22 protein-coding genes are annotated in these 25,309 nt (G+C 59.3%); 17 read left to right on the forward strand and 5 right to left on the reverse strand.

Translation table 11 applies throughout. From position 1 onward, the window contains the following. Positions 1-33: 33 nt before the first annotated feature. The 3 genes from tssC to tssA form a co-directional block, all read right to left on the reverse strand. Positions 34-1,515: a type VI secretion system contractile sheath large subunit gene (tssC, locus tag AMC88_RS28210; protein ID WP_064824059.1), complete on the reverse strand. Its 1,482-nt coding sequence runs from the start codon at positions 1,513-1,515 to the stop codon at positions 34-36. Positions 1,516-1,644: 129 nt separating this feature from the next. After that, a complete protein-coding gene (gene tssB, locus AMC88_RS28215) occupies positions 1,645-2,169 on the reverse strand; it encodes a type VI secretion system contractile sheath small subunit (protein WP_064824058.1) in 525 nt (174 codons plus the stop codon). An 82-nt stretch (positions 2,170-2,251) separates the two neighbouring features. Continuing rightward, the gene (gene tssA / locus AMC88_RS28220) at positions 2,252-3,316 is read right to left on the reverse strand and encodes a type VI secretion system protein TssA (RefSeq protein WP_237353206.1); all 1,065 of its coding nucleotides are present in this window, start codon (positions 3,314-3,316) and stop codon (positions 2,252-2,254) included. 230 nt (positions 3,317-3,546) lie between these two features. Here tssA and tssH point away from each other — a divergent pair, with 230 nt between their 5' ends. The 17 genes from tssH to AMC88_RS28310 all read left to right on the forward strand — a co-directional run bounded on the left by tssH (position 3,547) and on the right by AMC88_RS28310 (position 23,054). After that, positions 3,547-6,306 (forward strand): type VI secretion system ATPase TssH, encoded by a 2,760-nt coding sequence (gene tssH, locus AMC88_RS28225; protein ID WP_064824056.1) that lies wholly within the window; start codon positions 3,547-3,549, stop codon positions 6,304-6,306. Positions 6,307-6,347: 41 nt separating this feature from the next. Next, a complete protein-coding gene (locus AMC88_RS28230) occupies positions 6,348-6,824 on the forward strand; it encodes an Hcp family type VI secretion system effector (RefSeq protein WP_009990920.1) in 477 nt (158 codons plus the stop codon). A 145-nt stretch (positions 6,825-6,969) separates the two neighbouring features. Further along, positions 6,970-8,052 (forward strand): hypothetical protein, encoded by a 1,083-nt coding sequence (locus AMC88_RS28235; protein WP_237353207.1) that lies wholly within the window; start codon positions 6,970-6,972, stop codon positions 8,050-8,052. A 10-nt stretch (positions 8,053-8,062) separates the two neighbouring features. Then, positions 8,063-8,989, forward strand: a complete 927-nt coding sequence (locus AMC88_RS28240) for a hypothetical protein (RefSeq protein ID WP_237353204.1) — start codon at positions 8,063-8,065, stop codon at positions 8,987-8,989. A 29-nt stretch (positions 8,990-9,018) separates the two neighbouring features. After that, the gene (tssI, locus tag AMC88_RS28245) at positions 9,019-11,181 is read left to right on the forward strand and encodes a type VI secretion system tip protein TssI/VgrG (protein ID WP_064824055.1); all 2,163 of its coding nucleotides are present in this window, start codon (positions 9,019-9,021) and stop codon (positions 11,179-11,181) included. A gap of 4 nt (positions 11,182-11,185) precedes the next feature. Next, complete coding sequence (locus AMC88_RS28250) at positions 11,186-11,548, forward strand: hypothetical protein (RefSeq protein ID WP_064824054.1); 363 nt, start codon at positions 11,186-11,188, stop codon at positions 11,546-11,548. Beyond that, complete coding sequence (locus tag AMC88_RS28255) at positions 11,541-13,076, forward strand: hypothetical protein (protein WP_064824053.1); 1,536 nt, start codon at positions 11,541-11,543, stop codon at positions 13,074-13,076. Before AMC88_RS28250 ends, AMC88_RS28255 begins: the two co-directional genes overlap by 8 nt. Before the next feature lie 41 nt (positions 13,077-13,117). Further along, entirely contained in the window at positions 13,118-14,104 is a 987-nt protein-coding gene (locus tag AMC88_RS28260) for a hypothetical protein (protein WP_064824052.1), read from the forward strand. A gap of 74 nt (positions 14,105-14,178) precedes the next feature. Beyond that, positions 14,179-14,427, forward strand: a complete 249-nt coding sequence (locus tag AMC88_RS28265; RefSeq protein WP_064824302.1) for a PAAR domain-containing protein — start codon at positions 14,179-14,181, stop codon at positions 14,425-14,427. 188 nt (positions 14,428-14,615) lie between these two features. Beyond that, the gene (locus AMC88_RS32770) at positions 14,616-15,320 is read left to right on the forward strand and encodes a GAD-like domain-containing protein (RefSeq protein ID WP_081279303.1); all 705 of its coding nucleotides are present in this window, start codon (positions 14,616-14,618) and stop codon (positions 15,318-15,320) included. Between the two features lie 307 nt (positions 15,321-15,627). Beyond that, entirely contained in the window at positions 15,628-16,338 is a 711-nt protein-coding gene (locus AMC88_RS28280; protein ID WP_064830139.1) for a GAD-like domain-containing protein, read from the forward strand. A 21-nt stretch (positions 16,339-16,359) separates the two neighbouring features. Then, complete coding sequence (locus tag AMC88_RS28285) at positions 16,360-17,112, forward strand: GAD-like domain-containing protein (RefSeq protein ID WP_064824049.1); 753 nt, start codon at positions 16,360-16,362, stop codon at positions 17,110-17,112. A gap of 70 nt (positions 17,113-17,182) precedes the next feature. Further along, a complete protein-coding gene (locus AMC88_RS34340) occupies positions 17,183-18,331 on the forward strand; it encodes a hypothetical protein (protein WP_150128090.1) in 1,149 nt (382 codons plus the stop codon). A gap of 675 nt (positions 18,332-19,006) precedes the next feature. Next, entirely contained in the window at positions 19,007-19,744 is a 738-nt protein-coding gene (locus tag AMC88_RS28295; protein ID WP_064830141.1) for a GAD-like domain-containing protein, read from the forward strand. A 152-nt stretch (positions 19,745-19,896) separates the two neighbouring features. Then, positions 19,897-20,631: a GAD-like domain-containing protein gene (locus tag AMC88_RS28300; protein ID WP_064830142.1), complete on the forward strand. Its 735-nt coding sequence runs from the start codon at positions 19,897-19,899 to the stop codon at positions 20,629-20,631. 234 nt (positions 20,632-20,865) lie between these two features. Further along, positions 20,866-21,888 (forward strand): class I SAM-dependent methyltransferase, encoded by a 1,023-nt coding sequence (locus AMC88_RS28305; RefSeq protein WP_064830143.1) that lies wholly within the window; start codon positions 20,866-20,868, stop codon positions 21,886-21,888. Positions 21,889-22,214: 326 nt separating this feature from the next. Then, positions 22,215-23,054 (forward strand): PA3715 family protein, encoded by an 840-nt coding sequence (locus tag AMC88_RS28310; RefSeq protein ID WP_064830144.1) that lies wholly within the window; start codon positions 22,215-22,217, stop codon positions 23,052-23,054. Between the two features lie 128 nt (positions 23,055-23,182). On the opposite strand, the gene AMC88_RS28315 is transcribed toward AMC88_RS28310, so the two are convergent. Together AMC88_RS28315 and AMC88_RS28320 are read right to left on the reverse strand one after the other, a co-directional pair. Then, positions 23,183-24,748, reverse strand: coding sequence for a PQQ-dependent sugar dehydrogenase (locus tag AMC88_RS28315; protein WP_064824044.1), 1,566 nt, complete (start codon positions 24,746-24,748; stop codon positions 23,183-23,185). Then, a complete protein-coding gene (locus AMC88_RS28320; RefSeq protein WP_064824043.1) occupies positions 24,748-25,185 on the reverse strand; it encodes a DUF2231 domain-containing protein in 438 nt (145 codons plus the stop codon). The genes AMC88_RS28315 and AMC88_RS28320 overlap by 1 nt, the downstream gene beginning before the upstream one ends. Positions 25,186-25,309 lie beyond the last annotated feature (124 nt).

Below are 25,309 nucleotides of genomic sequence, written 5' to 3' on the forward strand. Positions count from 1 at the left end.
GGCGGAAAACCGCCGCGCCGGACTCTGATTTCATCAGTTCTTCGAAGGAATCCGGGCGACCATGCGCAGCGAGGTGGTCAATTCCTCCATCTGCAGCCAAGGACGCATCCAGGCCACGGCGTTGTAGGCGCCCGGCCTGCCGGGGATTTCCTGGACGGTGACCTTTGCCTCGCGCAGCGGATATTTCGCCCGCGACTCCTCGCCGGCGTCGTCGTTGGCGTTGACGTAGTTGGAGATCCAGCGATTGAGCCAGGCCTCGCAATCCTCCGCCTCCATGAAGGAGCCGATCTTATCGCGGCCCATGACCTTGAGGTAATGGGCAAAGCGCGAGGTCGCCATCATGTAGGGCAGGCGGGCGGAAACGGCGGCATTGGCGGTCGCCTCGGGCCGGTCGTAGAGCTTCGGCTTGTGCGCCGTCTGCGCCCCGAAGAACACCGCATAGTCGGTATTCTTGTAGTGGCAGAGCGGCAGGAAGCCGAGCTTGCCGAGTTCGGCGTCGCGGCGGTCGGTGATGCCGACTTCCGTCGGGCATTTCAGGTCGAGATCGCCGTCGTCGCTCGAGAAGATATGCATCGGCAGGCCTTCGACCTTGCCGCCGTTTTCGGCGCCGCGAATGGCGGTGCACCAGCCGTTCTTGGCGAAGGCTTCGGTCAGGCGCGTGCCCATCACATAGGCCGCATTCATCCAGCAATAGGAGCCGTGCGGCAGTTCGCCGGTCTTGGAGCCGCCGGTTTCGTCGAAGTTGAATTCCTCGATCGGGCTGGTTTTCGGGCCGTAGGGCATGCGGGCGAGCACGCGCGGCATGGCGAGGGTCACGAAGCGCGAATCGTCGCTCTCGCGCAAGCTGCGCCACTTGGCATATTCCACCGTCTCGAAGATCTTTTCGAGATCGCGCGGTTTTGCCAGCTCGCGGAAATCCTCGAAGCCGAACATGCGCGGGCTGGCCGCCGAGATGAACGGGGCAAAGGCGGCGGCAGCGATCATCGAGACGCCTTGCAGAAGCTGGACGTCGTCGAAGGAATTGTCGAATTCATAGTCGCCGATCAGCGCACCCATCGGTTCGCCGCCGGGCGTGCCGAACTCGTCTTCGTAGACCGACTTGAAGAGCCTGGACTGGTCGAACTCGACGGCCTTGGCGAGATCCTTGGCAACGTCGCGCTTGGAGGCGTTGAGCACGCGGATCTTCAGATTGGCGCTGGTCTCGGTATTCTTGACGAGATAATGCAGGCCGCGCCAGGCGCCTTCGAGCTTGGTGAATTCAGGCGACTGCATGATTGCCGCGAGCTGGGTCGAGATCGCCTTGTCGATCTCGGCGATGGCGTTGTTCAAGGTGATCGTCAGGTTGCGATCATAGGTGACGGTGCCCTTGAGGGCCTGGTCGGTAAGGGTGCGCAGGAGGTCCTGGGCACGGTCGGGCTCGGTCTGGCGGGTTGCGGCCACGACCTTCGAGAGCAGGTCCTGATCAGGCGCGAACCCTGCTTCTTCCCTGCTCTGCAGTTGCGTTTCAGCGGTCATCTATACGATCCTTTTTGCGAAAGCGGCGGCCCTTGAGGGATGAGTTTTCCCTTCGAAGGGGCCGCTGCCGGACAACGACTCTTCAGGCATTCGGCATGCGGGCGGCGACAGGCCCGCGATCCCGGGCATTCAGTTCACCACGTCCTTCGGCTCGTCGGCCTTGCCGCCGCCGAGCTGGGCGATCAGCTGCGAGAGGTCGGCCTTGTTCTGCAGAATGTCTTCGAGCAGCCGCTCGAGCTCCTCGGAGCGGTCCGCCTTGCTCATCAGGTCGCGCAGCTGGTTGCGCGCACAGAGCAGAGCCTTCAGCGCCGGCACCTGATCGACGATCGCGCCCGGTTCGAAGTCGGCCATGCTTTCGAATTTCAGCGAAACCGGAAGCTCCGTTCCGTCTTTCTCGAGAGTGTTCTCGACCGAAAGCGTGAGGCCCGGCGTCATCCGGCGCATGACGTCGTCGAAATTGTCGCGGTCGATCTGCACGAACTTGCGCTCGCCGAAAGCCTTGAGAGGCTGTGTCGGATTGCCGGAGAAGTCGCCGAGCACGCCGACGACGAAAGGCAGCTCCTTCACCACCATCGCGCCTTCGGTTTCGACTTCATATTTGATATGGACCCGCGGCTTGCGAACCCGTTCCAGTTTTTCATGTACACTTGCCATCGAGGCTCTCCTTCGTCTCATCGGCGGATTGCGAATTGCGGATGCTCCAGATTGCGGCCGGGACGGGCCCGACCTCAGACCGCTAGCCTCCCTTGTCGGTTACGGGCTGTATGCCGGCCGCCGTCAGCACCGCATTGCGCGCGTGCTGCTCAGGCAGGAGCTCGGCAAGAAGCTCGGAAAAATCCATGCGCCCGCGGCGCACCAGGGTCTCGATCGACATGGAAATCGGTGAATGGGGTTCGGTGCGGCGGAAATAGCGCCCAACGGCAGCGAGCAGTTCGAAGGCCTCTTCGCGTGACCGAATCATCTCGGCGCCGACGGGCCGCATGCGGACGGCCTCGGACCCACCGATATCGGTTGCCGGCAGCGGCTCCGAGCCTTGCGAAGCTGGGGTTTCGGACATGTCCGAGGGAGCCTCGATGCCGGCGAGCATCCGGATTGCAGAGGCCGCTTCCTGCAAAGCATTGCGTGTATTCGAACTCGGTGGCGCCTGATCCCCACAGTGTTTGTCAAGTATTTCGATCATGCGGTCGAAGGCGGCGATGCACTCTGTCACCACGCCGAGATGGGCCGACATCTGTGCGACACCAGCTTCTGCCGCCGCCTGCTGCAATTCCTTGCGCCGCTCGGCTTCGTTCGGCCGCTGCGAAAGCTGGAAATCCCAGAGCGAAAACTGTGCGAATTTTCCGTCCGGGATCAACGATGTCAAACGAATAGCCTGGATAAGCGTTCCTTCGCCGCCCACGCCGTTAAGACCTGCAAATGGAGCGAACCGTTCCTCGAAATCGCTGTCTCCGATCGAGTGCAAAGCGTCGAAATGCTTGTCTAAAAGCGACGCGGTTGCAACATAGACGTCGCGCAATCCTGAGAAGCCGCGCAGCCGCAGCTGCGCTTCGGCAAGCCAGGCCAATACTTCTATGTCCTTGCTCCTGGAAGAAAGAATTTGCAATCCAAGATTGTTAACATCATGCCAAGCGGGTGCAAGTGTAATAACGTCGCCGGGTGAAATACTACGTTCGGCTGTACGTGCGGCGTTTCTGGCGTCCTTAATTCTATAGTATAGTTCGCGTGACGAAGTATTATTCCGAACGTTTTCTCCGCACGGGTAATTTTGGTCAAGTGGATCTAGGATTTCTCGGACATTCACGCTGCTAAATACCTCAAAAATCAAATCATACTGCGGCGGCCCAGCATTTTGTGCGGCTTGTATTGACTTGTCAACCATCTCCAGACGATGACGGATTTATGACGTCTTCCGGATATGCTCATTTTAAAAAATAGAGTCATTTTTCTTCTGGACAAGGGTTTATGATCGCCCTAGTTGTTGCTTCGCATCACGAGGGCGCACTGAATTCGTCGAATGAACGGGACTTGCGGATGTCGAATATCGATCTCAATCGTCTGATAAGAACGTTTGAGCCCAATTTACGTGTCGGACTTGAGACAGCGGCGTCGCTCGCCGTGCGCCATCAGCACGCCGTCGTGGATGTCGCGCATTGGCTTCGCTCCCTTCTTGATATTGCGGCGTTTTCCGCCGTTTTCGAAGAGCTCAATCTCTCCTCGGAAATGCTGAGAACGGAGCTGGACGCGGCCATCGCCGACATTCCGCGGGAGGCCGGCGCCGCGCTGGCGCTCTCCGCCAACCTGCTGGCCCTTGGCCGGGAATCCTTCCTGGTTGCATCGCTGCAGTGCGGCCGTAATGTCGTGCTGCTGGCCGACCTGCTCGCCGCCCTGACCGGCGATTCGGCATTGCGGGTGGTTGTGCGCGGCATTGCCCCCTCGATACGCAATCTCGACCGGGCAATGCTCGACAAATTGCTGGAGAAGGCCGCCTCTGGCCCGTCGGACCAGCTTTCCGTGCCCGCGGCAACATCGGCAGGCAATGAATTTTTGCGGCTCTACACGCACGACATGACGGCCGACGCCCGCGCCGGCCGCATCGATCCTGTTATCGGCCGCGACGCTGAGTTGCGGCAGCTGATCGATATCCTGACGCGCCGTCGGCAGAACAATCCGATCCTCGTCGGCGAGGCGGGTGTCGGCAAGACGGCGGTGGCCGAAGCGCTCGCATTGGAGATCGCCGCCGGCAATGTTCCGGCCCGGCTGAAGGATGTGAAGCTGCTGCTGCTGGATCTGAGCCTTCTGCAGGCCGGCGCCGGCGTCAAAGGCGAGTTCGAACGGCGCCTGCATGGCGTGGTCGACGCGGTGAAGACGTCGCCGGAGCCGATCATTCTGTTCATTGACGAGGCCCACGGGCTGATCGGCGCCGGCGGACAGGCAGGGCAAGGCGATGCCGCAAATATTCTGAAACCGGCTTTGGCGCGGGGAGAACTCAGGACGATCGCGGCAACGACCTGGAGCGAATATAAGCGCTTCATCGAGAAGGATGCGGCCCTGACCCGTCGCTTCCAGACCGTACATGTCCGTGAGCCGGACGAAGAGGCCGCAATCCGGATGCTGCGCGGCGTGGCGCACAGCCTGAAAGCCCATCACAAGGTGCGTATCCGCGACGAGGCGATCGTCGCTGCCGTCCGCCTTTCGGCGCGGTACCTGCCGGACCGGCAGCTTCCCGATAAGGCGATCAGCCTGATCGACACGGCTGCCGCCGCCGTGGCGCTGGCCCGCCAGACGAGGCCGGAGGCTTTGAAACAGCTTACCGACGAGCGCGATCTCCTGGAAACCGAGGCGAACTGGCTTGCGCGAGAACCCGAGACACCGGAAAAGGCGGCCCGGCTTGGCGAAATCGCCGGCAAGCAGCAGGAGATCGTTGCGCAAATCGAAGCGCTCGGCGCGCAATTCGAGGAAGAAAACCGGCTGGTCCGGGAGGCCGACCGGCTGGAGGAATTCTTTTCGCCGGACGATGCCATCGTCCCGTTGGCGCCGGCGGACAGTGGCGACGGCACGAATGTCGCGCCTTTCCCGTCGCAGGCCATGACCGCGGAAGCCGCGCGCGCCGCCTTTGCCGTGACCGAACGGACACTCGCGGCGGTGGCGGATCAAACGGCCCTATTGCCGCGCGTCGTCGACAAGGACGTCGTTGCATCAATCGTTGCCCGCTGGACCGGAATTCCTGTCGGCAAGCTGTTGGCGGACCAGATCGAAACCGTCAAGACACTGAATGCCCGCCTGAAGGAGAGGGTGCTCGGCCAGGACGCTGCGATCGAACGCATCGCTTCGGCCATGCGGGCCTCGCGCGCCGGACTTTCCGATCCGCGCCGGCCGCCGGCAGTCTTCCTGCTCGTCGGCATGTCCGGCACCGGCAAGACCGAGACGGCGCTGTCGCTTGCCGACATGCTCTATGGCGGCAGCCGCTATCTGACGACCATCAACATGTCCGAGTTCAAGGAGGAGCATAAGATTTCCATGCTCCTCGGCTCGCCGCCCGGTTATGTCGGTTATGGCGAAGGCGGCGTGCTGACCGAGGCGGTCAGGCGCAGGCCCTATGGGGTGCTGCTGCTCGACGAGATCGACAAGGCCCATCCCGGCGTTCAGGAAATTTTCTACCAGGTGTTCGACAAGGGAACGCTGCGTGACGGTGAAGGCCGCGATATCGATTTCAAGAACACCACCATCGTCATGACTGCCAATACCGGCTCGGAGATGATCGCCGCACTTGCCGCCGATCCCGAGACGATGCCGGAGGCGGAAGCGCTCGAAGCGATATTGTTGCCGGAACTGCAGAAGCATTTCAAACCGGCCTTCCTCGGCCGCACCACCGTGCTGCCCTTCATGCCGCTTGGGTCCGAGACGCTGTCCGGCATCGTCGATATCCAGATCGGCCGCATTCGCGAGCGAGTCGGGACGACCTACGGGACGACGCTTTCGCTCTCGCCGCAGGCGCGCGAGGCGCTGATTTCACGCGCCCGCACCAGCGAGATGGGCGCCCGCGCCATCGAGGTGATGATCGCGCGCGACCTGCTGCCCGTTCTTTCGACGTTTTTCCTCGAAGCGGTCGCGCAGCAGAAGAAGATTACGGGGATCACCATCGGTTACGACGGCCATCAATTCGGCCTCGATGCCGAAGAGGCCGCCCCACAGGAATTCGGCACGCCGGGGGAAAGCCGGTTGTCGGATGAAGTAACCCCGAGCCGCAAACGTACTCGGGGAGCAGCGAAAAGAAAGGCAACTACGCCTTAGACGCAACTAGGCACTTAACCGCCAATAGGAGAGCTGACAGCATGCCGATTTATCTTCAGATCGACGGTATCCAGGGTGATGCGACTCACGAGCAGCATCGCAAGTGGATGGACATCGAAGCCATTCACTGGAACGTTTCCCGCAACATGAACACCTCCGCCGGTTCGGCGGCCAACCGTGAAGCTTCCGAGCCGACCGTTTCGGAAGTGATCCTCACCAAGGTCAGCGACTCCTCGTCGACCAAGCTCTTCCAGGAGGCCTGCTCGGGCCGCACCGGCAAGCGCTCCGTCATCCATCTCGTCACCACGGGCAATCCCGGCGACACCTATATCGAGTATTCACTCGAGAACACGCTGATCGCCAGCTACTCGATCGATTCCAACGGCGACCGCCCGGTAGAGACGATCAAGCTGAACTTCACCAAGATGGAAGTGAAGTACACGCCTTACGACGACAAGCACTCGCCGCAGTCGCCGATGATCGCTTCCTACGATCTGGCCACCACCAAGGCCGCTTAAGCCTCTCGACATCGGCAGTGCCGGCCTTGCGGCTGGCACTGCAACTCCATGTTTCCGGCTATCTTCCCCCTGCCTTGGGGAGGGCGCTGAAACATGCTGTTTCCGCAGATGAGTTGAGAGACGTCCTCGCGCTTTGACAATGGAGATGATCGTGTCGGCTGCAACTGAGCGTTTGAACGATATTCTGGTAGAACTCCCCAAGTACAAGTCCCAATGGGAGGCGAACGTCTCCAGTCCCTATGTCAGGGCCTACGATCTCGCCATCGACAATTTTCAGAAAACCACGAAAGCCCAGGAAGCCCGCGACCGGATGCTGGCCGAGCTCTTCGTGTTTTCCGCGTCGATCCTGACCGGCAGCATCATGATGGCGGCCTTCGCGACGACCTCGGTGCGCGTGCTGGCCGGCCGCGCCGCGTTGAGCGTGATCTGCAACAACAATCTCAACCGTACCTTCAACGTCATGCATGCCGCTGCCAGCAATAAGGTGGTGATGTTTGCGCTCGGCGGCGTGCTTGACGAAGCCAAGAAGCTCGCCAACAAGCAGGTGACGAGCGCCGCGGAAAAACTGACGAGCAGCGCGCCGGTCGCCGCTGCGCCGACTGCCCTCAACTTCAAGACGCGGATCGACGATTTCATCGCCATCAACCACGTCTGCGTGCACGATTTCGTCAGGGGCGTGCAGCATGACAACACGATCAGCGAAGCTGGCAAATCCAGGCTTGCCGATCTGGTCGCTCAGACGCCGTTCTGCAATCCGCCCGAAAGCAGGCGCGTGGACGAAAACCGGCTGTCCCAGAAGATGGAGCTGCTGTTCTACATGAGCGCGGTTCTGGATTCCGACAAGCTCGTGACCTATGCGCCTTCCACCGGCGGCACTGTCGGCGGCATCGGCCGCGACATCGAATACGGCAAGAAGGCCATTCCGCAGCTGCCCTCGGCAACCGACTATCCGAAATCCATTTCGCCGCGCCTGACGGGCCGGCCCTTTCAGCCCTACGACCCCGGTCAGCGTATCGAATACGACAATATCGGATCGGTGGTGCGCGAACGCATCAACACGCTCAGCCGTCTCACCGGCAACTCCTCCTTCTATCCGGAGCAGAATTCCCTCGAGAAGCTGTTCATCGACCCCACGAGCGGCGCCCAGATGGCGAAGGCGGAGCAGATCATCAACCGGCTTTCCGCCGATGCGCGGCCGAAGCAGCTCACCGATGTCAGGATGATCTAAGGCGGTGTCGATGCTGTTGACTGATTTTCTCAAGCGGGGATTGATGGGGCGCATGCGATGGTCGCTGGTTGCGGCCGCTTTCACGGGTGCCATGGTCGCGAGCGCCGCCGCCATGGTCGGCGCGTCCGGTTCCACCGATCAATCCCTGCTTGAGATCGAAGCGGTGTCGTCGCGCCTTTCCGCCACACCGGGCGCCGTCGGAAGCGTCGCCAAGCCGGCCGCCGACCGGAGTGTCCCCGCGTCCGATGCGCAGCTGCTGCTCGAGACCGCTGCGCGGTCTTCCTTCGACGCCGACGGCATGTTTGCCGAAATCTCGAAAGCCGTCGCTGAAGCTGGCAGCGATGCCGTGGATCCCAGGGCTTTCGCCAAAGCGGCCGCGGCATGGCACGAGGGGCAGGCAAAGGTCGCACGCATGTACCAGGCGCAGGACCAGGTGGCAGCGAAGGAGATCGAAACACGCCTTGCCGACCCTGACAAAGGCCCGGGTATCAAAGCCCTTGCCGATCTGATGGCCGGCCCGGACCTTGCCGTGGAAAGTGCCGTCACCTGGCAAACCATGTATCTGTCGCTGGAGGCCCTTTCCAGCGCCGACGCCGAGAAGCTGGCGTCGGTTTCGCAAGACAAGCTGCAATCCGAGATGAATGGCGTCATCGCGTCGCTGCGTGCGAGAAGCGAAAACGAAAAGCCGCTTCCCAAGGACATGGCGCGGGCGGACGAAAAGGCGCGGCTGACCTTCGTGCTGGCCACCATGCCGCCCGAAGACCTGTCGGTACTGACGGAATTCTATGCGAGCTCGGGCGGAAAGGCCAAGCGCGACGCGCTCGTCGAAAGTTACAGACGCGTATCCGACCAGGCCAATAAGCAAATGCTGGGGCAATATTTCCAGGCGCTGGCGGAGTATTTCAAGACCCATCCCCGGCCGCAACAGCAGCAGTAATTCGGCTTTCCAATACGGAACGTGACCTTATGGACGATTTGCAATCCCTTGCCGCCGACTTCATCCAGGCGAACCGTATTCTGAAGATCGTCTCGCCGCTTGGCGAGGACCAGCTTCTGCCGGAGCGGGTGACGATCGAGGAAGGCATTTCTTCGCTCTTCGAAATCAAGATTTCGGCGCGTGCCAAGAAGCCGTCGGTTAAGCCGGAGGAACTGATCGGCCGGCTGATGGATGTCTCCGTGGAAGTGCAACAGGGCGATGGCGAAGGCGCCGTGCGCCGGCCGTTCAACGGTCTGGTGACCGAACTCAACGAGGGGCCGCCGATCACCCGCGGCCTCAGGTCCTATTCGATGGTGCTGCGGCCGCAGATGTGGCTGCTGTCGCGCCGCTCCGACTGCCGTATCTGGATGGACAAGACCGCGGTCGATATCGTCGAGACGCTGTTTTCCGAGCATGGCATCCCGGCACCCGATACCTCCGGCGTGATCACGCCACCGCCGCCGCAGCATTATTCGGTGCAGTGGAACGAAACCGATCTCGCCTATCTCACCCGCCGTTTCGAAGAGGACGGCCTGTTCTACTGGTTCTCGCACGAGGACGGCAAACACAAGCTGCATGTGGCCGACAGCGCCCAATCCTGGCTCGGCCCGTCGCCCTCGGCGCAGGGCGAGGGGCGTGTCCGCCTGGCGCAGGGCTCGGCCGACCGCAACCATATCACCGAGTGGAGCCGGCGCTATTCCTATGTGCCGGGCCAGCGGGCCGGCGCCGACTGGAACTTCGAAACGCCGCGCATGGTGCCGGGCACGATGACGCCGTCGCTCGTGCAGATGCCGGAAGCGAGCAAGCGCGAGCTTTACGAATATCCGGCGCGCATTTCCTCCGTCGCCGAGGCGGAGCGGGCGGAAAAACTGAGGATGCAGGCGTCGGAAGCCGATCATGACCGCGTCTTCGGCGGCTCAACGTCGCGCATCCTGGAGGCGGGACGCCGCTTCACCCCCTACGAGGTCGCCCACCCCGACCATGCCTATGAGGAGCATGTGGTGGTGAAGACGACCCATACCGTCGTCGACCGCTCCTACGAGACCAACAGCAACGAGCCGGAATATACCAACACCTTCGAGGCGGTGCCGTCGCGGGTGCCGATGACGCCGCACCGCGAGACCAAGCGGCCGCGCATCGAGGGCACCCAGGTGGCAATCGTCGCCGGCCCTTCCGGCGAGGAGATTCATCCCGACCAGTACGGCCGCATCAAGCTATGGTTCCCATGGGACCGCAAGGCCAAGAAGGACGGTTCCGACACTTGCTGGGTGCGGGTGGCGCAGAATTGGGCGGGTTCCACCTGGGGCGGCCAGATCATCCCGCGCATCGGCATGGAGGTGATGGTCGCCTTCGTCGACGGCGACCCTGACCGGCCGCTGGTGACAGGCGTGGTGCCGAACCCGGCCAATGCGGTGCCTTACACACTGCCGGCGAATAAGACCAAGAGCACATTTCGAACTCAAACCCATAAAGGCACCGGCTTTAACGAGATGAGCTTCGAGGACGAGAACGGCCGAGAAGAAATCTACGTGCATGCACAGCGGGATCACCGCATTCATATCGAAAATTCTCGTTCGAAGCGCGTCGATAACAACCAATCGGAATCGGTCGGCCACAATAAGACGATCGAGGTTGGAAACAACCACCACGAAGTGATCGGCGGCAACATGACGCTGATGGTCGGCCCGAACATCCTTCAGAAGGGAGTGACGGCCGCCATGGGCATTCTGCGCAGCAAAGTCGGTGACTTGCTCACTGATAAGCTCGGTGCGTTCACAGACAAGCTCGGCTTTCTGTCCGACACGACCATGGGCGAGGGCAATCTCGTTATCGGAGTGGCAAAGAACAAGGCCGAGACTGTGATGATATCTTCCACGGAGATCGTCGGTGCCGCGAAGTCGATGACGATCGGCGGAGGATTGCAGACGACGGTCGGGGGCATTCGCAACGATTCGACTGCAATCGGCCATTATCAGGAAGTGGGCATGGCCAAGTCCACGGTCGTGGGCAAAACGTATGAGATCGTGGTTGGCAAGACCAGTGTAAGAATGGAGGCAGATGGGACCGTTCACGTAAAGGGTGAAAACGTGACGATCGAAGCGGGACAGGAATTGGTCCTGAAGGCTTCGAAAGTCGATATCCGGAGGAACTGACGCTATGACCCTCGTAACCTCCGGCGGCTGGATCCCCGAGGCAAACGAACGGCGCGGCGTTCGCGACGAAGTTCGAAGCCGCTTTCAGGGGCGCGTGGGGGTCCAACCATTTAGCTCCATGGCGGAATTGTCCTTTAGTCCAGAGCAGCAGGTTTCCGTTGTCCAGGAATTGATGTTCAAGGCGAATCCGCAGAACTCGGCAGACATCGCTCGCGGTCTCTGGGCGTTGTCCGCGGCCCTTGGAAGTGTTGGTCTAGGTGCCGGCGGCCTGATGGCGGCGGTTGGAGCGACGTCGCTCAAATTCAACGATCTCGTGCCACAAGAGCTTCATAAGTGGCATTTTCTTGAGGAAGATGTCGATGGGTAGCGCGACTGGAGCCGGATATCCGGATACGCGTCCACAGGGCTTTCATCCAAATCCAGAAACCGACCTGCAGAAATACACCTACGACCGGCTGCTCGAATACTGGAGCATGGTCTATACGCTTGGCCTGCTGGGCGGCGTCCTGGGCACCGCGGAGGAGCAGAAGGCGGCACGAGAGGCGGTGCTTGCCGCCCTGGAGGGCGCGGTCAAGGAGGCCATGGGGTTCGTCGAAGCCGCCGGGGTTGCGATCGACGACTACACGCCGCCCGGTTTAGGCGCCGCCCATCTCGGCATGCAGCGCGGCGGCCTATGGGCAGCGCAGAAAGTCGGCACATTCTTCGGCTATGATCCGGGCTTTAAGGACGATATCGAAAATCTCGACCGCAGCATACGCGACAGCGTCGCCGTCGACGTCAATCAGACCTCGCAGGTCATGAAGGGCGGCAAGGCGACGGTCGAATGGCTCGGCAAAAGTACCGGGCTTTATGACTACAAGGCGGACACGACCGCCGAGGACAAGGTCATCGCGGCCACGCAAGGTACAGTCAGCGCGCGCCAGGCACAGGTCACCGCAGCGCTTTCCAAGGTGTGGAATGCGTTGAAAGAGACCGCTCTGGCGCGCTACAAGCAGTTCCTTTCCGACTGGGAGAAGGGCGGCCCGAGTTACGCCTTTGGGACCCTTGGCATCGACGGCGCCTTCCTCGCGCTTGAATTGGCGATTTCGGCGGCGGCCGGTGCTCTGACGGCCGGTGCGGGTGCCGTCGCCCTCAAGGTGGCGGTGTCTGTCGGCAAGAAAGTCGGCGGTGCGGCACGCAAGATCGTCATCGTGCTGAAGCGCGCCGCTGGCAATGTCGGCAAGACTGCTCGCATCGAGCTCTCCGAAGCAAAAGTTGTGGAACATGCCAAGGCACATAAGGGTTTTGGCGACGACCAAGCGGGGCTGCCCAAGTCGACGCATGAAAACGTGAAGGACCCGGGTGGGCCGGAGACTGCTGACAAAAAGAAATTCAGCTATAAGGAGATGTCCGACAAGGCCGAAGAGCAGGCGCGTAAGAAATTCTCTGACGAGGGCTATAGCCAGCAGCTGGTTATCCAGAACCCGCAGGGCAACGGCGTCGATCTCATTGGACGTGACCCAACGACCAACAAGGTGATTTTTGGCGAGGTCAAGTCTAACGGTGCTATATTGAGCGACGATCAATCCTACATGGGGGGGCCGGCTTATGTGAGGGATCGCCTGGAGCGTGTTGCGTCTCAAAGTGGCGAGTGGAAGAATGCTACCCCGGCCCAGGTTGCAGACGCGCAAAAGGCCTTGAGATGGTTGGACGAAAGCCCAGATTTCAAGGAAATCAAATATGACGTCGATGCCGACACCGGTGCAGTCACGAATTATCGTGAAAGAGACTGGAACTACGCTCCGGGCGAGCGCGAGACCCGCGTAAAGTGGTATGACGGCAGCGGCGGGCAGGTCACGAGCAAGGGCAAGCCGATAGGTCGGGGAAGCCGCAGTCGCGGTCCTCCGAAAAAATAGATGTGTTCAAGGTGTAGCCAAAAGCAGGGTTTAGGGAAGACATGAATCTGTCAGAAATCAGAAGATACGTTACGGCGGAATTTCCGGAGTGGCTGGCAAAGTACGAGAAAACGCTGGCCAACTTGGTGCGGAGCGACCTGCAGGAATGGCTCGGCGGGGATGACTCGCACGGCAAATCCGTCGGCCGGTACCTGAGCCAACTCAGCCTTCTGGAGTTGAAGGCCTTTGTCTTGAGCGCCGTCGAGGGTCACCCAGCAGTCGATCGGCTGACGATGGCAGCACGCCTGTCCGTTCCGCGACTTCCCTACGCGATTGGCATCCAACATCTGAACACCAACAGCGCGGCATCCTTTCCGGACGTCGTCAACGGGCTGGCGCTGACGATGACCGTCGGCTGGAAGGACTGGAGCGAGTTGCTTGGCCGGCTTGCCTTGCAGGAACTGGAGAAGGATACGATCCAGCGCGGCAAGTTTTATGGCGGAGCCCTGGGGCAGGGCGTCACCAGCTTCGGTTTCCCCTATGCGATGATGGATATCGTCGCGGACTGGTTGAAGGCGGACGAGGCCGCGACCATCACCGAGTGGCGCGAGAAGGTTTACGACGAATATGCCGGCGGCTATGGTGGCTGGAGCGAGCTTGTCGAGCACTGGCGGGAGCCGGACGCGGTCGCCTTCCACCGCATCCTCGTCAAGGCGGCCGACTACCACGTCGCACAGAGCAGCGACATGACGACCACCGGCGACAAGCGCAACAAGCGCGAGAAACATTACGAAATCGAGCCGGATGCCTATTGGGCGTTTCCCGTTCTGCTGCTGATGATCCTGCGCATACGCGAATGGGAGGGCTTGCAGAACCCTGGCTACCTCAATCACGACCTTTTCCAGATGGGGGCCTTCAAGGAGCTCCCGAAGCCCGTCGCATGGCCTGCCGATGCCCTTCTCGATGCAGTGGACAGAAAGTTCCGTGAGGAATTTCCAGACACGCCCTCGACGGCAGATCTACCGAGGCTGCGTGCCGAGCAATCCTAGTCATTGCAGTCTTTACGAAAGGAGGTGAGCCGGTGACGAACGTTTCGCTCAAGGGCCACAACCATGTTTGTCCGATGGTCGAACCCGGACCGAAGCCGCATGTGGGCGGCCCGATCTCGGAAACGCAGGCGCTGGTGACGGTGGAAGGGGTTCCTGTTGCGGTTGTCGGCGACAAATGCACCTGCGTAGTCGGCGGGCCCGACACGATCAGCGGCGGCTCGTCGATCGTGTTTATCGAAGGCAAGGCGCTTGTCCGCATCGGTGACCCGACGGCCCATGGCGGCCGTGTCGTCGAGGGTCTCGGCTGGTTCACATCTGACTAAATTTAGTTGCGCGTAGCCGACAGTACGCCGGGCTGGTCGGTCCGTCGCAGTCGGCGAAGGGGGAGGGTGGCCGAGTGCGGCGGGCGTAGGGCTCGTCCGACCGCATCCATATCACCGAGGGACTCCCGCTATTCCGACGCGCCGGACGGTGCCAACCGATTTCAAGATGCGGCGTAGGCTGAACAGCAATGGACAAGAATTTTTCGGACAGAGTTGCACGCATCGGTTCTCCACAGCGATGCATTCCGCTAACTGCCGAGCAAGATGCCCGTCTTTCGCGCCGTCTGCCTGATAGCTTCATGGAGTTCTTGCGTACTTTCGGATTTGGCGATTATTTCAATCGCAAACTTCAATATTGTGATCCTGCTGAATTCTCGCCCGTTCTGGCATTGGTTTTCGGGGCAGATCCTGATTTCAGCCATAAGGATTGTTTCGTCATTGGGCACTCTGCGTTTGGTCGGCTTGTATGCTGGTCGGAGCGCCACGACCATTTCGAGATTGATCTTGTCGACATGCGTCTGACATCCAGCAAGCTCGCGCCGACGCAACTAGTGCTCCCGGCACATCTCGCAAATCGGGAACGGAGCACGGATCCGAATGTTCTAGCCCGCTCTCTCTTGCCTTATGAGAGCAAGGATTACGAGGAGTTCGACGTGCTAGATCAGCCCATGTTCGATCGTTGTTGCGCCATGCATGGTGATCTGGAACGGGCAGAGTGCTACGGCTATTTCCCCGCAATTGCCACAGTGGGTCTGAACAGTCCAACGCGACGCGCCGAGAACATCAAGCGCGTGGCGGCTCTGGAGCATTTTGCCATTCTGGCCCAGTTGGCCACGTTCCATCTGATGAGGTTTGAGCGAGGACAATACACTGCGGTCCGTTCCATCGGATAACCGAGTGGCCAGCTGCAGTCTCCGGGGAGGGTGGGCAGTTCGAGTACTGCAAGCCGGTAAATGGCGGAGCATTGGAGCAACTTCACTGAGCTTTGATAATCGGAGGCGGAGATCATCAGTGAGAGCTGATGATCTAACACTCCTATTGATGAAAGCGTGTTGTGCGCCCGACAAGAAGATCAGAAACGATGTCCTACCTCTTCTTCACCTGTCAAATGCCTTCAAGAGATTTGGTGAGCCTCAATTCTACCTGGAAAGCTGATAGTACCGGTCGCGCGACAAGTTAGCGACCGCATGGGGAGAGCACATGCAAAAGGACTTCGCCGAGATCATATCGAAAGCAGGCCAGCCTTCTAACGTTAGGCCAGTGCCACATGATGTCATCGAAGCCTATCGCGGGCGTGTGCCTGACGGACTTCTGGAGTTCTGGACCGAGGTCGGGTGGTGCTCTTTCCAGGACGGATATTTCTGGGCCGCGGATCCGCAGGCCTTCGACGGGTTACTAAGGGACGTCTTCCAGAATGATCCCGAATACGCACAGGCCGACTTCGTCATCTTCAAGTACGACGCTTTTGGAAAACTGTATGGCTGGCGTAATGACACAAAGATCATCACGCTCGATATCGCCGCCTACAATCCCGTCTTCAGCTCCCAACAGGGTGAAGAAAGACCCGTTACCGGTGAACGTTGGACCGATGATCGCTATGTCGCCAACTCGATCAGTCTTGCAAAAGGGGAAAGAACATATTTTGCTGAGCAGGACCTGAACGATTTCGAACGGGCATTGAGTGCTCTCGGACCTCTGAAGTCCGGAGAAATCTACGGCTATTCTCCCGCCTTCGCCCTCGGCGGACAAGGAACTCCTGAAACGCTCGTGAAGACACCAATCATCGAGCATCTTTTGATGCTCAATCAATTTGTCCGTATAGGGGTCGAGCGTTACATCCTGGATGCAAACGATCCGAATAATCCTTACGGGCGGCTCGAACGTGTGCGCGAGATCGGATCGCCGAGATAACCCAGGGTTAGTGCACGAAACATGAGCGCAGCAGGATTTTTGAAGGTACGAGGCACGCCCCGGGAAGCAAGAAGAGTTTCCGAGGCCGAAGCGGACAGTGCCGTTGGGCGGGTTCCGGAGGATTTGCGAGAGTTCTGGATCCAACATGGCGTGGGGTACTATGCAAACAGGAATTATTGGCTGTGCACGCCCGCACTTTTTGATGGCTTCTTCCGCCAGATGCTCGCCAATGTGCCGGGATTGAATGCTGATGAACTCTCCGCCTTCGGATATTCGAGCCTCGGAACCGTCAATCTTTGGCATAGAGCAGGACGACATTTCACTTTCTCGCTCGATGTCGCGCTGCTGATGGATTTGACGAGCAGAACCCGAACCGATCCCCCGCCCCATGATCTGGACGAGATCTATCGCGCCGCCGGTGTGGAGATGCCCCACAACGCGGTCGAGCTGTTTCTGGAGGCAAGGTCTATGCCGGAGGACATCTGGAACATATTGCTGGGGGCAACGAGCGCGGATTCATACAAGGCGATTTATGACGACAGCGGTAAAGCCCTCACACCGCAGCTCCGTCGGAGCCTGGGTGAGCTTTCGCAGAACGAGATCTATTTCCGAGACAGGAATGCGGCACGAAATACGGCTGATCATTATCAGAAGCTGAAAATATCCGAGGCCGTCTCGCGCGTGCCTGACGAGATTCACTATTCGTTCGCAGTTGAAGTCGGAGGACAGCAGCAAATTGTGTCTCAAACGATCGCCGCTGGTAGCGTCCGGTAATTTTGTTTCGCCGCCCTGATTGCGGGCACGCGTGATGCCCTGAAGCAAGGCACTTATTGAAGCTACGAACATGAAGCCATTCGATCCACTCCGACTTGACTGCGCCATTGCCCTGGCGAAAGACACATTCTGCGTCGTGTTCAGCGGCAAGGATTACGAGGAAATGGACTCCTATATCCTCGTTTACGAAGGGCGAATGGAACAGCCATGGTCCCGCTCCGACGTCCCGCGCAAGATCGATAGTCTTACCGGCAAAATCGGAGAGGATGGACGACCGATCATCTACGCCCTCAGCGATGAAGGCGATGTTTATACACTGCCGATGGGGCAGAGCTCCTCGCATCGGAAAATTGAAGGGGCTGGCGTCTATTCCGACGATGCGACTGATCTCGGATACGTCAACTCCATCGTACTGATTGGGGATGCGTTGTTCGTCACTGGTTATCATTCGCAGCTTTACCGCCTGACTGATTCCGACACAGGCTGGTTTCACAAGGAAAAGCTGCCGCAAGCACCAGCAACTTACGATTACCTCGTCTTCGGAGATTTGAGTGGCTCCGCCGAGGGCGATCTCTATATGAATGTGACCTATTCGCCGGCAAGCACTAACAGGGAATTGACGGAGGAAGAGGAGGAGGAGATGGGCCGCCTTTACCTAGCCGGTCGGAATGAAGAGGCGGCAGCCATTCGACGGGCCTCAGAGGGGCCAAGCCGTGTTCTGGAGGGCCGCCTCTATCATTGGAACGGACAGGAGTGGCGGATTATAGCCAAGCCGCGCTCGGGAAAATATTATGCAGAACCAGCTACGCTTTCGGACATTTTCATCGAGTCGGTAGACAAGGTCTGGGCTGTTGGCGGCAATGGCGTCATTTTGTTCGGCAACGCCGAATATGGTTTTCAGGACGTCTCCTTCAAGGGAAACGATGAGAATTTGCGCTCGATCACGAAATTCAAGGATCGGATGGTGATCGCATCGGATTATGCTTTGCATTGGTTCGATGGACATCTGCTGTCTCCCTTGAAACCCGTCCTTGATCCGAGCATCAATCGCAATATTCCCAACCCGCTCAAAGTCCAGGCTGTTGACGATGTGCTGTATTACTTCGACACGAAACATGGCGTTCAGACCTTCGATGGTGAACGCTGGACAGAAATCGAAATTCCGCATGAACTGCTGGAGCGCGATTTCAAAGGACTACCGGCCGCCAAGCCTCGATGATTGACGCTATCGACCAGTGCTTCAGCCGAGCGCAATCTTCGTTCAGGTGTTCGATTATGGGCTTCGCTACTACATCTTGAACGATGAGGGTTGGCATCAATACGACGTCCCGAAAGAGCTTTCGGCAAGGCCGTTCAAGGGTGGCGTTCAAGTCGCGCCTTGACCCCTATCGAGCGCAATGAACATCTGGAGTCAATATGCCTGTCACGCCTCGGCGCCCCCTGCTGGAAGTACTGGATGAATTCGGCCTCTCAAATATGGCACGGCGATTTCCGCCGCACAGGCTGAGGGCTATCGCGGGAGAGCTGCCTGACGCCATGGTTGATTTCTGGATTGAACATGGTCGCGGGCAGCGGCGCAATGGTCTTGATGGTTCTCCGGACTTCGGGCCGACTCGTCGATCGTCTTTATCGACGGCAAGGCGCTTGTTCGCATCGGTGACCCGACGGCCCATGGTGGCCGTGTCGTAGAGGGGCTTGGCTGGTTCACATCCGAATAAATTCAGCTGCACGTGGCCGATAATACATTGGGCCAGCTCGGTCGGCTGTCGCAGGGGTGGCCGACTGCAACCACGCCAACGCATTGAGCCGGCGCACAGAGGGAACTGGCAAAACGAAACCAGCGAATGACTTATAGATCGTCAGGCGAACAGCTTGATGGGCATCTGGAGCTAATATGTCTGTTACACCTCGGCGCCCCCTGCAGGAAGTCCTGGATGAATTCGGACCGCTCAAAGACGGTTCAACTGTTTCTGCTTCGCAAGCTGAGGGCTATCGAGGGAAGCTGCCTGACGCCATGGTCGATTTCTGGATTGAACATGGTCGCGGGCAGTGGCGTGATGGTCTCTATTGGATCTGCGATCCCGAGCCTATCATGCCTGTTCTGCATATGTTGTTTGCCGGCGATCAGGAATTCGACTCCGCAAGAATGGTGCCCTTCATGCGTGATGCATTCGGCGAAGTCAGCATCTGGCTCCCAAAGTTTAAGCTGATCACGCTCAAGATGAATCTCGGCACCCTCACCACCACCGACATCACCACCCACGTCATCGAGGGTATCCCTCCGTTCGATGACGATATGGCGGTAGCTGCCGCCGTGGACGCCAGTGTTTTCGATATTAACGGCTGGGTGGATTCTACGACCGGTAAGCCTGTTTTCGATGCTGTGCGCCGGCGGCTCGGGCCGATCAGCGCCGATCAGGTCTATACAATGGTCCCGCATCTCCGCCTCGGCGGCGATGGCACTGCCAGGGATTTTGCAATCGGTGGCTTCATCGAATATCTGGTTATTCTATCGCAGATGGAACCGTTTACGTTCGAACGCTATGTCGATCCGAAGGAGGGTGGGCGGGGTGCTTTTGGGCATCTCGAAGCTGTTCGCACGATCGGACATGATCGTCTGATCGATAATTGATGCGTGCTTTGCCTTAGGCGCAGTGTCATACGATTTAGCTACGTCTCCGCGGGAACGCGGTTCAGGGCGATTGTTTCTGCGTTGTGTGGGATTTGCGTATGTACCAAAGCAGGCCTGATTTCCTCAGAAGACCCTTTTCGAAAGCGTAAGACATGGCTGAAAAATCAAACTACAACATCTTCGAGATCAAGTGGTTCGACGAATTTCTCTCTGCTTACAAGATTGATAATGTCATTCGCCCGAGCGCGGCCGATGTGGAGGCCTATCGCGGAAAACTGCCGGATTTTCTTCTGCGTTTCTGGAGCGATCATGGTTGGTGCAGTTGGTCCGGCGGCCAATACTGGCTCTGCAATCCTTCCTTGCCGAAGCCCGTGCTGGACTATGTCTTTCTGGGTGATCCGGAACTTGATCCGCAAAAGATGTACGCCTTTGGCTATACTGCCTTCGGTGAAATCGATATCTGGTATGGCGACGCCATGATCAGGCTGCACCTCCTGATGAACAAGGTGCGTATTGATCCTCGCGAGTATGATGAGGAAAACCAGCGCGAATGGACCGACGAAGTTATGCTGGGTCTGTGTTCATCAGGGCGCTTCTCACCGGCCGCGCCACCATGGGAGGATGAAAATCGCAAAAACATGATGCCGCAAGCGTTAGAAACTCTCGGACCTCTTGCATGGAGTCAGATTTACGGGTTTGCGCCTGCACTTAATCTAGGTGGCCGCAACATTTTGAAGAATCTTCAGAAGATGCCATTGGTCGAGCATCTGGTCTTTTTGGCTTCCATGGAACCGCCAACCTATTACGACTATGCACCGCCCGCTGAAGGAGAAAGCGGTTTTGGTACAGTCACGCCGCGCCGAACAATCGGGCCACAGAGCCGATGAGGTGAAGCCCATCGATCCACTCAACGATCCGACAGCGCATGTCAGAGCGGCATCGTCATCTGAAGCTTCAGCAACCGCCAGGATGAAGCCGGGAGGCGGTTCGGTTGGGCCGCCCGTCAGCAGGGCAGCACCCGATAGGGTTAACTGGGTGCTTATTGTAGAATATGTGAATGTACGCATAATTTCCGCGGCTGGCGCGGCCAGGCAGATTGGTCGAGTGCTCTGGGGGATGCTATGGAAACAGATGTCGAGGACACCCATGCCGGCGTCGTATCGCCGGAACTCGTGGTCGATGCACTCTTTGCATGCCGGAAGACGGCGGCGATCAGGGCGGCTATCGAACTCGATCTCTTTACGCATATCGGCGAGGGCAAAACGGCAGTATCCCTGGCGTCGGCAATGAGCGCTTCGGAGCGTGGGACGCGCATCCTGTGCGACTACCTCGTGGTCCATGGCTTCCTGACAAAGGAGAGCGGCGAGTACCGAATGACGCCCTCGACCAGAATGTTCCTCGATCGCAATTCACCGGCCTATATGGGCTCCGCCGTCGAGTTCGTCGCCGCTCCCGAAGTCCTGGATAATTTCCTGCGTGATCCGGCCGCCGTCGTTCGAAATGGCGGATCGGCCGGGCTTGCGAACCTGTCTGCAGATAATCCCGTCTGGTTGAAGTTTGCGCGCGGTATGGGCTCTTTCACCGGGCTCAGTGCCAAAATACTGGCCGGCGAAATCTCCGGCTGGGGCAAGCCTCCCAGAAAAGTTCTGGATATTGCTTCAGGTCCGGGCCTGTTCGGGATCGAAATTGCCAAGGTCTTTCCGTCGGCGGAGATCGTCGCCGTCGACTGGGCGGCTGTATTGGAGTTGTCGCGGCAGAATGCGGAAAGAGCCGGCGTTGCTGACCGATATCGGACGGTCGCCGGCAATGCTTTCGATGTCGACTGGGGCACCGGATATGACCTCGTGCTGCTTCCAAACTTCCTGCACCACTTCGATATGCCGACATGCGCTCAACTGTTGCGAAAGATCATCGCGAGTCTTGCAGAGGATGGTCGGATCGTCGCGGTTGATTTCGTGCCGAACGAAGATCAGGTTTCACCGCCTTTTCCCGCGGCGTTTTCCTGGGAGATGCTCGCTGGCACGCCGTCGGGGCAGGCTTATACGCAAAGTGAGCTGACCGAGATGGCAAGACTGGCCGGCCTTGCGGGTGTCATGGTCAAACCGATGCCGCCAACTCCGGCAAGCCTCATTGTCTTCGAGTAGCCGGCCGATTGCCGTCTTGCTGCCGGCGGATGACCCGTCCTCGCGCTCTTGGTGATCTCGCATTTCCCGCCTCGTCGGTGAGACCCCGCCACGCATTTTTCAATCGGCGGCTTCATCGAATATCTGGGCGTTCTTTCGCAGATGGGATCCTTTGCGCTCGAACGCGATATCGATCCGAAAGAGGGTGGTCGAGGACCCTTTGGCCATCTCGAAGCTGCTCGCACGGGCGGAAGCGACCGTCTGGTCGAGAATTGACGTGCGCCTGGCTTTGGTGCGATCCGTATGCTGCAGTCACGCTTTGCATGGCTGGTTTGCTGAGGATCGATATGAAGCGGTTTTCGAACGTCCGAACCTTGTTCTTCGCGCCGGTCGTCCTGATCGGGCTTGGCGCACCGGCGGCATTGGCGGGGCAGAATGAATGCGCCGGCCGTGCGGCAGACATCATTCGGCATGCATATCCGAGCGCAACAAAAGCCGAAGATGGTACTATTCTGTTCGAGGGGGCAACCATCACGCTGTCCAGGAGCGACAGTGTTGATGGCGATCCGCATGCGGTGATCTGCCGGGTTTGGCCGGCTCAGCCTCAGTTGACGCTGATTGCGGTTCCTCTGATGACAGAGCAGTCGGATGCGGAAAATGAAGGCGATATCGAACTGCTCGTCGTCGACAGCACCAACCTGCAAGTAAGGCAGCGGCTGCGTCTTGACGGCTTCATGTCCGACGACGCCGTTCGTGTGCGAAGCGTCGCCCTCGACACCGCACGCTATCAGCTCGCTCCGAAGAGAACGGCTTTCGGCCTGCGTGTTTCGCGGGAAGGCAGTTCGCGCGCCAACCCATTCGGTGAAACGACCTTATGGCTCTTCGCGATCGAAGGTGATGGGCTGAAGCCGATTCTTGACAACGTTGTCGTTCGCGAAAGTCACGGAGAATGGGATACCGTCTGCGCCGGTGAGTTTAGCGAAACCACGCGCACGCTTGCGATGGTTCCATCGGCGAAAGACACGGTTGCCGACATCGTTGTCACCGAGACAACGACGACATCCGTCAATAGGGTCGGAACGGATAATGACTGCAATAGCGAAGATAAGACGACGATCCGCAAACACCGGCTGCGGTACGACGGATCGGGATATGGCGTTCCCAAAGACCTGAAGCGGGTCGATTAGGAGGACTGACCGGGACGGGGTCCAGGCTGCGCATCGTGCACATGGCGAATTAGAGCTCGGGCAAATCTACGCGCCCGAGCTTCATCCCGCCCTCGGCGCAGCGATGACCGTCCAGCACTCCGTCAGAGTTACGGGCCTGTCGCTGGGGCGATCTGCATCTGCGGGGGCTGGAGCGCGTCGTCTTTCCCAGGGCCTACTTCGGTATCGGTTGCAGGAGCTCCGGGCGCGGCCGACGGCGTCGGGGGATGAGCAGTTGATCCTGTCGTTTCGGTTCCGACCGCGGGATTGTTGCCCACAGGGGGTGCGGCGGCCTCAGCATTTATCGAAACCTGATCGGTAGCGATCGGTCCAGGGGTGACCTTGCCGTCGGCCGAAGCCACGCGCCATACGGTGTTGCCGCTATCATCAGCCACAAGCAGTGCACCTGTGCCGTCGATGCCGACGCCGACTGGCCGTCCCTTCGCCTGATCCCCCTTGATAAAACCCGTCACCACATCCTGCGCCTTGCCGGAGGGCTGGCCATTTTCGAACGGCACGTAGACCACCTTGTAGCCGTTGAAGCTGTCCCGGTTCCAGCTGCCGTGCTCGCCAATGAAGGCGCCGTTGGCATAGGCGGCCGGCAGCGCCGAATTCTTGGAGAAGGTCAGCCCGAGGGCCGCGACGTGGCTGGACAGGGCAAAATCCGGCGGGATCGCCCTGTCGACCATCTCAGGGCGCGACGGGTGTACGCGCGCATCGACGTGCTTGCCATAATAGCTCCAGGGCCAACCGTAGAAGCCGCCTTCCTTGACCGACGTCATGTAATCGGGAACCAGGTTCGGACCCAGCTCATCACGTTCATTGACGACAGTCCAGAGGACGCCGGTATCGGGATTGAAGGTGAGGCCGTTTGGATTGCGCAGGCCCGAGGCGAAAACGCGCGCGGCGCCGGTGTTTCGGTCCACCTGCCAGATCGCGGCGCGCCCCTTTTCCGCTTCGAGGCCGTTTTCAACGATGTTCGAATTCGAGCCAACCGAAACGTACAGCACCTTTCCGTCCGGGCTGAGCGCAAGATCCTTTGTCCAGTGATGGTTGATCGGGCCGCCTGGCAGAGGCGTCAACAGTCTCGGCGGAGCGGTTATCTCATTCTGCCCAAGCGAATAGGGATAGGCGAGAATGGCGCTCGTCGAGGCGACATAAAGCGTATTGTCGATCCACGCCACGCCAAAGGGCGACTCCAATTTTCTCAGGAGATCGTGCCTCTCGTCTACAATGCCGTCACGGTTCGTGTCGCGCAGCAGCGTGATCAGATTGCTTTCCTTCTGCTGGCCGCCACTATCGCCATGAGCGATCGACATGATCCAGCCCCGTATGAAATCCTTTGGCCGTGATTTTTGCTCGCCGGATGGACCGCGGGATTGAATGACCAGCACGTCACCATTCGGCAGGGTGTGCACGGTGCGCGGATTGGCGAGGTCCTTGGCAAACGCAGTAATCTTCAGGCCGTCCGCAACCGCCGGCGTCTCGCCTCCTTTCCAACCAACGACCTCCGCCACCTTCAGATCAGCGAGCAGAGACATGGCCGGCTCGGGCAGCACCGGATTAGGTCCGATCTGCGTGGAAATATCGAAATTGTCGCTCTGCGCATAAGCCGTGAGGCCGATGCTACTCGCTAGCGACAGGATCGACGCGCGGAGGATTTGGGTCTTGATCATCACACTCTCCAGGCCAGTCGGGCATACTTGCGGGCAGACACGGCCGCAGTCACCAGGCACAAGACGAACGTGACAGCCGATAGCGCCAGCCCGTAGGGGACCACTGCGGTCCAGCCATCGCCGGCATGCACAAGGCTGTTTGCGACCGCAAGCACCAATATCAATAGGTATAGGAGGGCGGATAGGAAGGTCGGCCGCAAAGGCTGAGTCCGCGGACGCAGCAGATCGAAGACTCCCACTAGAATTGCAAGCCCTCCGAAAACCAGGCCGGCAAACAGCAGCCAAGCTGAGAAGTTTTGCCATAGCAGATTGCCGCTTTGCCAGAAGACGATATCGGTCGCCAGCGCGAGCGTAAAGCAGACGAAGGGAAATGGGATAAAGAGCGACTGTATGGGATAGGCGGTCGCGTCGCGACTTCTGGCGGAAAAGATAGCCATGGCATGCTCCTTGGCGAAGAGAGCTTCGACTTGCCTACCAACCGCACAACGCCGAGTAAGTTCCCGGCGCAGCCAAGGCCAATTGGCGCGGTCCGAAGAGCGACATACGCAATTGAGATCGAGG

The organism is Rhizobium phaseoli (genome assembly GCF_001664385.1).
Lineage (GTDB): Bacteria > Pseudomonadota > Alphaproteobacteria > Rhizobiales > Rhizobiaceae > Rhizobium > Rhizobium phaseoli.

Excerpts from the sequence above, each read along its gene's own strand:
- tssC (WP_064824059.1), bottom strand. The coding sequence starts at position 1,515 with ATGACCGCTGAAACGCAACTGCAGAGCAGGGAAGAAGCAGGGTTCGCG.
- tssB (WP_064824058.1), bottom strand. The coding sequence starts at position 2,169 with ATGGCAAGTGTACATGAAAAACTGGAACGGGTTCGCAAGCCGCGGGTC.
- tssH (WP_064824056.1), top strand. The coding sequence starts at position 3,547 with ATGTCGAATATCGATCTCAATCGTCTGATAAGAACGTTTGAGCCCAAT.
- AMC88_RS28230 (WP_009990920.1), top strand. The coding sequence starts at position 6,348 with ATGCCGATTTATCTTCAGATCGACGGTATCCAGGGTGATGCGACTCAC.
- AMC88_RS28235 (WP_237353207.1), top strand. The coding sequence starts at position 6,970 with ATGATCGTGTCGGCTGCAACTGAGCGTTTGAACGATATTCTGGTAGAA.
- AMC88_RS28240 (WP_237353204.1), top strand. The coding sequence starts at position 8,063 with ATGCTGTTGACTGATTTTCTCAAGCGGGGATTGATGGGGCGCATGCGA.
- tssI (WP_064824055.1), top strand. The coding sequence starts at position 9,019 with ATGGACGATTTGCAATCCCTTGCCGCCGACTTCATCCAGGCGAACCGT.
- AMC88_RS28250 (WP_064824054.1), top strand. The coding sequence starts at position 11,186 with ATGACCCTCGTAACCTCCGGCGGCTGGATCCCCGAGGCAAACGAACGG.
- AMC88_RS28255 (WP_064824053.1), top strand. The coding sequence starts at position 11,541 with ATGGGTAGCGCGACTGGAGCCGGATATCCGGATACGCGTCCACAGGGC.
- AMC88_RS28260 (WP_064824052.1), top strand. The coding sequence starts at position 13,118 with ATGAATCTGTCAGAAATCAGAAGATACGTTACGGCGGAATTTCCGGAG.
- AMC88_RS28265 (WP_064824302.1), top strand. The coding sequence starts at position 14,179 with ATGGTCGAACCCGGACCGAAGCCGCATGTGGGCGGCCCGATCTCGGAA.
- AMC88_RS32770 (WP_081279303.1), top strand. The coding sequence starts at position 14,616 with ATGGACAAGAATTTTTCGGACAGAGTTGCACGCATCGGTTCTCCACAG.
- AMC88_RS28280 (WP_064830139.1), top strand. The coding sequence starts at position 15,628 with ATGCAAAAGGACTTCGCCGAGATCATATCGAAAGCAGGCCAGCCTTCT.
- AMC88_RS28285 (WP_064824049.1), top strand. The coding sequence starts at position 16,360 with ATGAGCGCAGCAGGATTTTTGAAGGTACGAGGCACGCCCCGGGAAGCA.
- AMC88_RS34340 (WP_150128090.1), top strand. The coding sequence starts at position 17,183 with ATGAAGCCATTCGATCCACTCCGACTTGACTGCGCCATTGCCCTGGCG.
- AMC88_RS28295 (WP_064830141.1), top strand. The coding sequence starts at position 19,007 with ATGTCTGTTACACCTCGGCGCCCCCTGCAGGAAGTCCTGGATGAATTC.
- AMC88_RS28300 (WP_064830142.1), top strand. The coding sequence starts at position 19,897 with ATGGCTGAAAAATCAAACTACAACATCTTCGAGATCAAGTGGTTCGAC.
- AMC88_RS28305 (WP_064830143.1), top strand. The coding sequence starts at position 20,866 with ATGGAAACAGATGTCGAGGACACCCATGCCGGCGTCGTATCGCCGGAA.
- AMC88_RS28310 (WP_064830144.1), top strand. The coding sequence starts at position 22,215 with ATGAAGCGGTTTTCGAACGTCCGAACCTTGTTCTTCGCGCCGGTCGTC.
- AMC88_RS28315 (WP_064824044.1), bottom strand. The coding sequence starts at position 24,748 with ATGATCAAGACCCAAATCCTCCGCGCGTCGATCCTGTCGCTAGCGAGT.
- AMC88_RS28320 (WP_064824043.1), bottom strand. The coding sequence starts at position 25,185 with ATGGCTATCTTTTCCGCCAGAAGTCGCGACGCGACCGCCTATCCCATA.